The organism is Exiguobacterium sp. MMG028, from assembly GCF_027947425.1.
Classification (GTDB): domain Bacteria; phylum Bacillota; class Bacilli; order Exiguobacteriales; family Exiguobacteriaceae; genus Exiguobacterium; species Exiguobacterium aestuarii_A.
Window position 1 is genome coordinate 218,465 of sequence record NZ_JAQJIN010000002.1, and the last position, 12,353, is coordinate 230,817.

Consider the following 12,353-nt stretch of genomic DNA (forward strand, 5'->3'; position numbering starts at 1 on the left):
CATGTTCAATTCTAAAAAACTGATTGACTCATCACATGAATCGACCACAAATTGCCGCTTGAATCCTTTTATACTAATGAAGGTACATCCCACTTCGAAAGGAATCGACTATATGAAAAAGATTGCTATTCTTCTTTTAGGATTATGGATCGTCTGGTCGCTTCAGTCTCCCACTCTAGCAGCCGAACCAACCGTCAAAAGCATGACGCCTTGGTATGACGGATATTTTGCACTAAATCGTGATGGGACGCTAGACCGCTATACGTTCACTTCCATTCATCAACCTTTAAAACGGGAGCGACTCCCATATTCCAACATTCGTCAGGTTGATCGGAATGCATCATCGTTTCACCTCTTGCAAGGAGATCGACTGTTAGACATGAAGGTCGACCCTTTCGAGCCACAAGGAAAAGTTCTTCCGGCGATGGATGTCATTAAAGTTGCGAGTAGTCCCCTATATAAAGTGACCCTCCATCAAGATCGGACAATCAAAATTTATAGCGACTTTACAAAAGAATGGATTGACCTATCCATGACAGACGTGTCCGACATTGCAATCAGCATGCTCGATCTCTTCGTCGTTCGCACAGACGGGACACTTTGGTCAATCGAACTGCCTAGATGGTCACCTGATACCGAACTTCGTTTTCAAAAAGAATCGGTCGACCACGTGAAGACTGTTCATTTCGTAGATAAAAGCATATGGCTTATTAAGCGGGACGGGACACTTTGGTCGAAATGGGCCACTTATCCTGGCGTGAATAAAACTTCTCCCACGAATACGTTCGTACATGCTTCTTCATTAAAAGAAGTTGTTTCTATCACGGGTGGTTCTAACCGTGTCCTCGCCCTTACATCCGACGGTTCCGTTTGGCAGTGGGGAGAAGCCAAAGAGCAGATCACCCGAATACCAGAACGTCTGAAACTTCCGCCGATCCAACAGATTGCGGCTACAAATGACATGACGTTCGCGATAACAAAAAACAACAACCGATTACATTGGATGAGCTCGCTCACACCTTATTACAACGAGCAGAAAAAAACACTGGTCTTCCCACATCTCCCTACAACGTTGTACTCCCCACAATTTATGTCAGGTAGTATGTCAAGCGAAGGACGTATGCATGTCTCCACTAGCAGAAATGATACGTATGTCGTGGATATGTATGGAAACAAGTTATTTGATACCCCGGGTGTCTGTAGTGGACAATACAGCGCGTATCAATTCGGGCTGCTCAATGTATGCACTTACAAAGATAATGAGTTTTATGCGAGCATGATTGACCGAAACGGAAAAACGGTGATCCCGCCTCGTTACGCCGGTCTCGATTTTGCTTCTTCTTCTCTCATCACGTTTAAGTTAAGACAGAATCGACGTTGGGGATTAATGGATCGAGCGCAACGTGTTCGTTTTGAAGCTTCGTCTTCAATCCCCATCTGGTTCGGAAAAGAACGAGTCGCACTTGTTAAATCAGAGTCTCGCTTCGGTTACATCAATCAGAACGGAAAGTGGATTGTTCGACCGACGTATGAAAATGCTTATCCTTTCGGTAACGGCCATGCATTTGCCAAAGTGAAAGATAAACTCGGTATTCTTAACGAACGAGGACAGTGGGTGGTTTCTCCGCGTTACGACTATATCGTAACGGATGATTACGGCTCCCCTTCTTTCAAAAATGGATTAGCTGTCGTCTCGTTAAACGGAACAGTTCGAATCATCGATACAAAAGGACGAGAACTGAAAGCCTCGGTCAACTTAAATAAACAGAAATACCAAATCGCAGGTCCCTATCAAAATGGGCGAATCCTCGTCCATAAAAACGGGAAATTTGGATATGCTGATGGAAGCGGTAAAATGATCATCTCCCCTCGCTATGATCTGGCATCCGATTTTAGTCAGTATCGCGCAAAGGTGATGATCAAGTCGAAAGGTAAAGAACGGTGGCATATGATCAACTTACAAGGACGCACCGTCGGTAACACGGGCTATGCGTACATCGGTGAGATTCAAAGTGCGGCCACACCTTTTGAAGATGCAACCGGAAAATGGGGATATCTTGGACTCAACGGGAAACCTTTCGTTCCCGCGATGTATCAATATACGTTGCCGCTCTCTGAAGGAGTCGGTATGACCGTCTTTGAAGATCGCATTGGTTACCTAAAAATCAGATAACATGAAAAGCCGACGGCGTCCGTCGGCTTTTCAATACGTGAAAGTGTACGGTATATATCATCGAATGACTATTTGCAAAGTGATGATACATAGTGACCAATCCGGCGGTCACCTATCCCCCTATTCATCTCTAGTCATCGATCAATACTATAATGATAGCGGTATGCCTTTTTCGTTTTGTCATACGGGACTACATAAAAATACTCCCCTACTATATAACTCATCCCTGCAGGCGTCTCACTGACGTAACTCAATTCCATCTCAGGACTTACATAGGCATGAATAAGCTCTTTTTCCGTTACAGGCATATCAAGCCTACTGCGCTTGATGCTCATTTTTACATAGGTGACTCCTTTGCTAACATAGGTTGTTCCTTCCTCCGCAAAATATAACCAGTCTTTATAGACAGCAAATCCTCCGGAACTAGAACTATACCGTGTGATGACCTCACGTTTTCCCGTTTTTAGTGAATGTCTGATTAGTAAATTCTCCCCGTTCTTTGTTCGTGTTGTGTAAAACACAAAACCAGGTCCTATCCGAAAATCTCGGTATACGGTTTCCCCGATCAGTTTCATTTTTTTAGTTCCATCAATCCCAATCCGATACAGGTGCTGTTCGTAACCGGCTGTAAAATAGATCGTACTCCCATTTACCACCGCATCTACAACGCCTTTATGCGGGTAGACACGCTTATTTTTACCGTTATGATCCATAGAAATAATGACGTCATCCCATCCTGACGATCCGTAGCGCTTTTCAATGTAATAGACTCGTTGTTTCGTCACGGAAATAATCCGAAGAGAGGGACTCCCTTTTGAGACCTCAGCAATCTTCACAGCGCTTGTCCCATCTGTACGAATGCTATAAATAGACTGCTCCATCCCGTCCCGATAAAAAATACGATGATTTACAGCTTGTGGATATGCTGTCGTACAGTGACCCGGGACAGTGGCCCGAACCATCTTGTATTTCGTCTCATCTCCCCGGACAATGTATAGATCGTCTTTACCGTTTGTAAAGTTCGGGATACATCGATATTGGCGAACATCACGAATTGTTGGATGCTCATATTCTTTAGATGGAGAAGACACGTCCCAACTGGCTACCCAACCTATGACCGTCCCGGCTTTCACCTTCGTCCAGCTCCCCTTCACCATGAGGATACTCGCCGATTCACCTTTCTTCACGTGCTTCAATACTTTCGCCGAACGATACGCGCCCGCCTTCAGCGACGTGTCTTTGTTAAAGACTTTGACCACACTCGCGGCCGAGACCGTTCCCTCTTTTCCCATGAGTGGATTCGGGCTTACTATGATGAGTGACAGGGCCAGTAGCCCCGCTCCAATCCGTTGAATTAATTTCATGTTTTTGTGACCGGCTAGACGGTCACACACCTCCTTGTTATTGTTGATCATCTCCACTGTATAGACGTTACTTGAGAAACAAAGACACCGCTTTCGGATTTTTTAAAAGCCACAGATTAGCGTGTAATCTGTGGCAATTCATTATTGATATTCGTAATAAACGTATAGCGCCTCATTAAAGAAGAGGTAGCTAAATTCATCATTTCCAATTTGGAATGACCCTGTCACTTCTGGATGGTCGTCCGGCGAGTGCTTGACGATTAGTTTTCCAAATTCATCATATAACAGGTTAAGTTGTGCTTCGAAAAGTCGTGATTGCGTCGTGTCAATCCCGTACACGATTTCGCCAAGGTATCGAGAATGGGATTTGACAAGACGTAAACGTCGCTCTCTTTCACTAGCAGGATATGGTCCCACAAACAAATCGACCACTGAAGCATTTACAGAAGCTCGCCAATGACCCTCTTCACTCTCAAACGTCGTGATATAGAATGAAGATGTCATTTCGCCATTTTCAATTGTATATGCGGACAAAACATCAAACCCATTATCATCAATCATTTTAAACAGTGGTTTGTTGTTCTCTAGTCTATAAGCCAAACCTACCTCTAAGATCTTACTTGGTAAAACCCGAGTCCCTTCCGTTAGCGACTCATTCCCCCACTTGCGAATACTCCAGTTAGCAACGAAGCCTCGTTTCCCTTCATAGATAACCTCACTCCAGGACCCTCGGACCGCCACCCGTTCCACTCGTGCTCCGGCAGGCACCGTTAAGACGACTCCTGCATTTCGGTACGCTTCTGCCAATAATTCAAATGATTCGATAGCTTCATAGGGCTCCGTCACGGCCGAAGATAGGTCCCAGCTTGCAACCCAGCCCGTGACCGTCCCGACTTTTACTTTCATCCAGCTTCCCTTTACGGCGAGGATACTCGCCGACTCACCCTTCTTCACGTGCTTCAATACTTTCGCCGAACGATACGCGCCCGCCTTCAGTGATGTGTCTTTGTTGAAGACTTTTGACGTGACAGCTTGAACCGGTTCTGTCAGGTCCCAGCTTGCAACCCACCCTGTGACCGTCCCGACTTTCACTTTCGTCCAACTTCCCTTTACGGCGAGGATACTCGCCGACTCCCCCTTCTTCACGTGCTTCAATACTTTCGCCGAACGATACGCGCCCGACTTCAGTGACGTATCTTTGTTGAAGGCTTTGATTACGGTCGCAGCCGAGACCGTTGCCGGTTCCCCCATGAGTGGGTTTGGGCTTACTGTGATGAGTGACAGGGCGAGCAATCCCGCCCCGATCCGTTGAATTAATTTCATGTTTTTGTGACCGGCTAGACGGTCACACACCTCCTTGTTATTTTTTCCATATTATTGTATCGAATTCAATTTGGCATTTGGACACCGTTTATTGAAACAAGGAAAGCGTTTTTTCAATATCCATAATAAATCGAGAAACTTTTTGGGCTGGTCTTTTTCAACAGATGAATTGAAACGTGAGACACATCACGTGAACGCAAAAAATACTCACCAATACATACACAGAGTTATTTCATCTGCTTCTCCATTGGCGAGCATATTCTAAATTATAGTCGTTTTCTTTGTGCATTCACTTGAACTCAATCACGAGTGACTTCGTATAGAGACGGTATGTGAATAAGTCGTCACCAATCTTAAACGAACCAGGAGTGCCGTAATTTGCTTTCGGGAAGTTTGGATATTGTTTAATAATTGATTGATGCATGACATCGTATAAACGATTAAACTCGTTCGCAAATTGACGAGATTGAACCGTATCCACGCCATATATAATTTCTCCGTAATTCAGTGACAATTTTTTCACTTTAACCATATCTTGTGCGACATTTGAGGCGTACGGTCCTTTTGCATAGATTTGACTCACGATTGAAAGAATGTATGTCTCACTTTTTCTTTCATTGCTCGTGTAAGCAAAACCCATCTGGTCTCCCTTTGGAAGGTCTGCAACGTATAAATCCTCATCATATAAATAAAACGGGTTTCCTTCCGGCGGATTATAGGTTGCAGTCGCCTGAATAATATCCATGGCCCGAATTCTCTTCCCTTGAACGAGTTTTTCGGCAGTCTGTTGACGGATGCTCCAATTGGCGACAAAACCGCGCATGCCGTTGTAGATGACTTCACTCCATGATCCGTGAACGGCGATACGTTCAAGTTTCGCACCCGCCGGTACATTCGCGACGACCCGTGCCGCCTGATAGCGTCCGGCCTTGAGCACAAACGCCTCCACCGCTTCATACGCTTCAGCCATTTTGTCAGATAAATCCCAGCCTGCGACCCAGCCCGTCACAGTGCCGATGCGGACTTTCGTCCAACTCCCCTTCACTTCGAGCACGCTCGCCACCTCACCTTGTTTGACGGATCGGACGACTTTCGCTGCTCGAAATGCTCCTGACTGAATTTGTGTGTCCTTGTTGAACACTTTCGTTATGACCGGTGCAGTCTTAGCGGACAAGTCCCAGCCTGCGACCCAGCCCGTCACAGTGCCGACGCGGACTTTCGTCCAACTCCCCTTCACTTCGAGCACGTCCGCCACCTCACCTTGTTTGACGGATCGGACGACTTTCGCTGCTCGATAAGCGCCTGCCTGAATGTTCGTATCCTTGTTGAACACTTTCGCCTGTGTTGCTGCCGAAGCAGACTGCGGTTCGAATGAGATCGGGTTCGGGCTCGCTGTCACGAGCGATAGAGCGAACAATCCCGCCCCGAGTCGTTTAATAAATTTGTTCATGTTGTCATGGCCGTGAATCGGCCACCCACCTCCTTGTCGATTTCTCCCATTTTATTGTAACGAAATTAGACATATGAAATCGGTCTGATTACTCTAAGAGGTGAACCGGTTTTTTAATTTCCACAAAAAAAGTTGACCCCCTACGGGATCAACCTTCATTGACGAGTGTCGTCTGGCCACCTTGCCACATCCAGACGTCGCCTTCCTTCTTATAGATATGGAGCGCCCAAAAGCGACCCTCATATGCATTTGTCCCAAGGACGAACTTCTCTTCGAGTAGTGTCTCGACAATCGCGACGTCGCCATGAATATTGTCTTGGAACGTCACCATTTCTTGGCTGATCCATTGAATCATAGCTGGATCGACGAATAGGTCCAAATACGTTTCTTTATCGAACTGACGACCGCTCGAGTCGACGTATCGGAACGTTTCGCTCATCAAATCGCTCATTTTGCCGAGATCACCCGCTAGTTGGGCCGCGAGGCGCTCGGTCGCCAAATCGCGTATCGTATCTGTATTCAAATCTTCATTCACCCTTTCAGCGAAAGTGTAGCACACTCTCCTATCCAAAGGCACGTTTCACTTTCATATTTACCTGTTTCCCACGATTTTTAGCAACTATTCCTATAATCCTTTGACGATAACAACCAGTCAATCTATTTCAAAAGAACAACTGATTTTAGCGTACGGTCGTATAGGTAATTGGACTGACTTTTCCATTCGCGTCCATAACATGGACCGTGAGCGGCTCTCCCTTTCTCAGCAGGCGCGTTTTGGCGATATACGTACCACTCAGACTAACCGTCGTCTTGCCGATCACTTTCCGCTTTTTGTCACGGACGATGACCGTCATTCCTGCTGTCGCTTTGCCGGTGACTTGTCTAGCGTTCGCACGAATCGGAATGACACTCGGTTTTGCGGGACGTATTCCTGCATGAACGACAAGACGCTCCCCCGTTCGCAATTGGTTCCGGCTGTAGTCGACACGTAAGACCGTCCCGATTTTTTGGGCGGGCACGTAGAAGATAGCACGTCCATTTTTCGATACAGCACTTCCTAATCGTTTTGTCCCGGCATAGACAGTGATTTGTGTTCCTGTTTTCGCTTGAACGTTCACGATTGGGGCGTTATCAACGACTCGGACCGTTTTTGTTCCAAGTTGCATCATCGACTCGGCACGAAAAATGTTCACCTTTCCATATCCGCTCACAACATCATAATATGTCGGTGGGCGAACAGCTGCTTCTTCTAGCACATAGTCGAGCCCATCTCCTGTTCGCGGATCCTTCGGTACGTCCCCGCCAGAGAAGGCAATCGGGTCAGCTGTCCGTTGCAAGAGAGCGCGCATCTGTTCGACTGTCAGACTCGGATATCGGGATTTCAACAGGGCCGCAATAGCCGTGACATGAGGTGTTGCCATGCTCGTGCCGTCCATATAGACGACGTTGCCGTCTGGGACGAGACTCGCAACTTTCGAGCCCGGTGCGACGACATCGACACCGAGACCGTAGTTTGAATAATCCGAAACGAGGCCAAACGTGTTCGTCGCTCCGACCGAAATCGTGTATGTTGATGACGCTGGGTACGAGAGTTGTGATTGCCCATCATTCCCGGTCGCCGCGACGATAGTAACGCCACGCTCATACGCGTACTGCAGCATATACCCCATCGTCCGACTTTCGCCGCCACCAAGACTCATATTGATGACTTTCGCCCCGGCATCGACTGCATACTTGATGCCGAGTGCGATTTGGTCAGTGTCCCCCGACCCGCTCGCATCAAGCACTTTCACTGGGAGAATGGAAACGTTCGGCATGATACCGCGCATCGAGACGCCATTATCCCGAACCGCACCGATGATTGAAGCAACGTGTGTCCCGTGCCCATGATCGTCAAGCGCGTCACCTTCTCCGTTCGGGTCGACGAAATTTTTCTCATTCGCGATATCGATTTTCCCTTTTAAGTCGAGCAGACGGTAATCGACACCCGTATCGAGGACCGCGACTTTAATCGATTGCCCTGGCAGGTTGAGCGTTTCGTAAGCATCGAGACCAATCCCTGAATCTTTAAATGGCTTCAGGAGCGAACGTTCATTGATTGCCCATTGGTAGTCGAGGCTCACGTCCGATGCGAACGCTTGATACGTTTGAACGGGTTCGATGTATTCAACGTTTGCGTCCCTTTCAAGTGTTGCCTTTGCCATCGCCTGCGTTTTTAATGACGCCTCTTCGACATCGACGAGGGCGAAGTGATCGCCTGGCGCACCGATAGAAAGACGCTCGGCCGAGACATCATTCATCGCGTTCATCTTACCGAGCGACGTATGCGGCGAAGATTTATATTTGACGATATAGCGTGGTGGGTGAGCCTGCTGAACTTCAATCCCAATTTGGCCGAACAAATCGGCGAGTGGTGTACCGGCAAGACTGTCCATTCCGAGCGCTCCTGCGATGTCGGTGACTTCAGCTCGCAACGCTGAAGGAACGCTCTCCATGACAAGGAGATGAAGACGTTTAATTGCAGCGGCGTCTTGCGTCTTCACCGTGTATTCTTCGTGTTCAACAAGGGCTGTGAACAATGGACGTAACGTCTTTAAATCACTCAACGCCGTTTTTCGTTTTTCACCATTGAATGTAATTGTTTTGACGATATATGGAGAAGCACGATAATAAAGCGTTGATAACTCCCGCCCTTTTGGCGAATTGCTTAAGACTTCTGACTGAATTCGACGAATCACTTTCAACATTGAATCTCGTTCTGGAGTGGGTTGTAGAATAGATTCTACGGCACACATATCAACGCCAACCTGCTCATATTTGACCGGTAATTTGACTGGGTTGTAGACGAGCTTAATGTTTGAAGCGAAGGTCGACAGGTCTTGATTTGGCGACTCTTCACCCTCAGGAAACTCATCGCTCGCCATGTTCATCGGTACGTCCATGGGCATGTACTCGACTTTGATGAAATACGGACCTTCCCAAGCATATGGCAATTCAATTTTTGCCGTACGTTGTTCTCCATCTTGTGTCGCACTCGAACGGTATCGGTCAAACGTTTCGTCTTTGGCTGCCATGTCCGCACTTGGATAGACTGAGACATTCGTTAACTTCGACGCGTCGAGAGTGATTTCCATATGTGTCATTGATGAAACCTCTCGTTCCATCTTGAACCAGTACGTGTTCACCTTCTCTGTACCTGTCGTAAATTCGACGGCCTCTCCCGGTGTAAGTAATGTTGCTTCGGTCATCCCACTCCCGGCATCTGCATACGTGCTCGGTGGCATAAGTGAGACGATGAGGACGAGTGTGGTCAAAATCACAATAATTCGTTGAACTGTTTGCTTCATGTCGTTTCCTCTCTTCTTATCAGATAGAGCATTTCGCTCTAGATGCTTCTACGATATATATCGGTTAATGTTTCAAATATGTAACAAAAAGATTTCTTTAATGTTTCGAGGTGACTTAAATCATCTTTTGACGACCGATTCCGGGGTCTTATCCCAATCCGTTCAATTCGATTTCATCGACATGAACAAATGAAATGACGAATTGATGCTTTCGTTTTTACGATCCATTTCCCTCATCTTCTAAAACCGCCTTCCCTTTCCCCGACGGAACAGTATACTAAAAAATGGAAAGCTTACATATTTTCGTATACTACATTATTTGATTGAGGTGCTTTTATTGAAACGATTGTTTAGTCTTTTGTTTTTCTTTAGCTTATTTTTATCAACATCGACCTTCGCCTTCTCGGCCGAGTCTCGGACAGTCACGACCATCGAGACATCTGTTTTCGAGGAGATTGATGAAGCGACAAGTCTCCAAGTCATCCCTGCCGGTACACCGGTCACTATACTCGAACGACTCATGAGCCACACTCTCGTTCGTACCGAAACGATAGAAGGTTATGTCCGTAACGCTGACCTCGTGACGGCAACATCACGCTACGTCCTCCGAGAAACGTATGCAGTCGATGCGAACGGTGAACGTGTCGAGTATCTCCCTTTCGGTAAAAAAGTCGAAGTTTATGATCTTCAAGGAAGCGACTTTATGAAGACTATCGATGAAACGTATATTTCCCGTGACGCCTTGAGCGAGACGGCCCCAGTTGTGACGACAGAAACGAGATATGCAAAACAATCTGCCCCAGTGTTCGAGAAACCAGAGACAGGAGACTCGATTCGTTACACTGAACTGGCTGAAACCCTCACCGTTGCAGGCGATATCGACGGATACGCACGACTACAAACATCGGATGGTTACGCTTATGTTGCACTCGAACAGCTAAGTTCGTCCCCTATCAAAGTCGAGCAACGGTTCGTCGTGACGACTGCTCACATTTTTAGTGACCCTGCCCAAACGAGCACGATTGGTACATTGCCACGCGGGCAACGAATTAATGTATACGGGTCAATTGGAAAACTCACACGTATTTATGCCGGTGGTCGCTTCGTCTATATCGAAACTGCACATACTTCCCTACAAAAGCCGACATATCAAAAGTCGGGACAGCGTTATGTGCAACGGGACACCATCGTTTACTTCGATGTCGATCGTAAAAAAATTGTCATCACGTTGAAGCGCGGACGTCTCGTCAACATATACGGGACGGAAGGTACACTCACTCGTTTGTATGTCGGAGGACAGTTCGTCTATATCGATTCAAACGACATAGGGACGACAAAACCGACGTACCAAAAAACGGGTGTCCGCTATATTTTGAAACAGACTCCCATCTATCGGCAGGCTGCACCGAAAAATAGTATTGGTACTTTCAAGAGAGGGCATCTCGTAAATATTTATGGAACGGAAGGCGCATACACGCGCGTATTCATAAATGGCACTTTTCACTTCATACCAACGAACGTGCTCAGTACAACAAAACCTCCACTTTACGAGGCAACAGGCAAACGCTTTGTAAAATTCAACGATGTCAGTGTCTATGCGTCCGCTTCGACAACATCGCGCGTCACCCGACTTAAGCGGGGACAGGTTGTCGAAACGTTCGGAACAAGCGGGTATTATACACGGGTGCGAATCGGAGGACAGTACCGATATATGGCAACCGGATATCTTAGCTTGAATAAACCGCCCGCAAAATCGAAGGCAGGTACTGTATTTTACGTCCAGCTTGATGGAACACCACACTTCTCAACCGATGTCGCCTATGCACGCCCGGCCGGGACGTTGAAACGTGGCACACGCCTTGTCGGTATCCGTTCCATTGACGATGACTTTTGGCAAGTGCGTCTGCCGAATGGAAAGACCACCTATGTGTTGAATCCCTATATCGCCAAAACGCAACCGAAAGCCATTCTTCATACGAGGGTGAACGTTGCGGCGCACTATACTACGACAACGCGGACGCCCTTTTATGCCAACCCGAACGACACACGACCAATCGGCTATCTCGACACGAACCGACGCGTTTATCCACGTTCTAAGAGTGGTGACTCGTACTTGATCCAATACAACTGGCTTCCGGTCTACGTGAAAGTTTCAGACATTCGAGTGAAAGTCGATTCACTCCTCACGAAACGCGGAAACACCCAAAAGGAACGACTCGTCGCAGCCGCGGTGCGCCACCTCGGGACACCATACACGTGGGGATCGCAATCTCCATTGAATGGCGGTTTCGACTGTTCAGGACTTGTTCATTATGCGGCGAACCAAGCCGGGAAGGTCGGCGGTCGGACGAACGTCGCCGGTTACTGGAATAGCAACCATTTTAAAAACAAGAGAACTTCCATCACGAGCGGGCGCCGCGGCGATATCATCTTCTTTGCCGGTACGTATCGGAACGGTCCATCCCATATCGGCATCATGCTTGATGACGAGTTCTTCATCCATGCCGGGGGCGAAATGCTTCAAATTAACTCGATTTATGATCCGATGTGGCGGACGTATTTCCTTGGATATAAGTCACTTTAAGAATACGTTCAACAGGCAGCTGTTTCTCATGCCGCTCCTCATGTCCGATACCCGTGTCATTGGTTCCATCATAATTCTTTCCATGAATTCACATCGCAATGATCAAATAAAA

Annotated in this window: 7 protein-coding genes; 2 read left to right on the forward strand and 5 right to left on the reverse strand. The window is 47.2% G+C overall.

Translation table 11 applies throughout. From position 1 onward, the window contains the following. The first annotated feature begins 112 nt into the window (after window positions 1–112). Window positions 113–2,173, forward strand: coding sequence for a WG repeat-containing protein (locus PJK55_RS08320; RefSeq protein ID WP_271305430.1), 2,061 nt, complete (start codon window positions 113–115; stop codon window positions 2,171–2,173). Between the two features lie 134 nt (window positions 2,174–2,307). On the opposite strand, the gene PJK55_RS08325 is transcribed toward PJK55_RS08320, so the two are convergent. The 5 genes from PJK55_RS08325 to PJK55_RS08345 all read right to left on the reverse strand — a co-directional run bounded on the left by PJK55_RS08325 (window position 2,308) and on the right by PJK55_RS08345 (window position 9,657). Continuing rightward, window positions 2,308–3,537 (reverse strand): DUF5050 domain-containing protein, encoded by a 1,230-nt coding sequence (locus PJK55_RS08325; RefSeq protein WP_271305431.1) that lies wholly within the window; start codon window positions 3,535–3,537, stop codon window positions 2,308–2,310. Between the two features lie 141 nt (window positions 3,538–3,678). Continuing rightward, the gene (locus PJK55_RS08330) at window positions 3,679–4,860 is read right to left on the reverse strand and encodes an SH3 domain-containing protein (RefSeq protein WP_271305432.1); all 1,182 of its coding nucleotides are present in this window, start codon (window positions 4,858–4,860) and stop codon (window positions 3,679–3,681) included. A 289-nt stretch (window positions 4,861–5,149) separates the two neighbouring features. Beyond that, window positions 5,150–6,310 carry an SH3 domain-containing protein gene (locus PJK55_RS08335; RefSeq protein ID WP_271305433.1) on the reverse strand — a complete coding sequence of 387 codons (1,161 nt, stop codon included), beginning with the start codon at window positions 6,308–6,310 and terminating at the stop codon, window positions 5,150–5,152. A 148-nt stretch (window positions 6,311–6,458) separates the two neighbouring features. Then, window positions 6,459–6,833: a nuclear transport factor 2 family protein gene (locus PJK55_RS08340; protein ID WP_271305434.1), complete on the reverse strand. Its 375-nt coding sequence runs from the start codon at window positions 6,831–6,833 to the stop codon at window positions 6,459–6,461. A 157-nt stretch (window positions 6,834–6,990) separates the two neighbouring features. After that, on the reverse strand, window positions 6,991–9,657 hold the full coding sequence (locus PJK55_RS08345; protein WP_271305435.1) for a S8 family peptidase: 2,667 nt from the start codon (window positions 9,655–9,657) through the stop codon (window positions 6,991–6,993). A gap of 328 nt (window positions 9,658–9,985) precedes the next feature. On the opposite strand from PJK55_RS08345, the gene PJK55_RS08350 reads away from it, so the two are divergent. Further along, entirely contained in the window at window positions 9,986–12,241 is a 2,256-nt protein-coding gene (locus PJK55_RS08350) for a C40 family peptidase (RefSeq protein ID WP_271305784.1), read from the forward strand. The last annotated feature ends 112 nt before the right edge of the window (window positions 12,242–12,353 follow it).

Coding starts and splice junctions, on each gene's coding strand:
- PJK55_RS08330 (WP_271305432.1), bottom strand. CDS start 4,860: ATGAAATTAATTCAACGGATCGGGGCGGGATTGCTCGCCCTGTCACTC.
- PJK55_RS08320 (WP_271305430.1), top strand. CDS start 113: ATGAAAAAGATTGCTATTCTTCTTTTAGGATTATGGATCGTCTGGTCG.
- PJK55_RS08345 (WP_271305435.1), bottom strand. CDS start 9,657: ATGAAGCAAACAGTTCAACGAATTATTGTGATTTTGACCACACTCGTC.
- PJK55_RS08325 (WP_271305431.1), bottom strand. CDS start 3,537: ATGAAATTAATTCAACGGATTGGAGCGGGGCTACTGGCCCTGTCACTC.
- PJK55_RS08335 (WP_271305433.1), bottom strand. CDS start 6,310: ATGAACAAATTTATTAAACGACTCGGGGCGGGATTGTTCGCTCTATCG.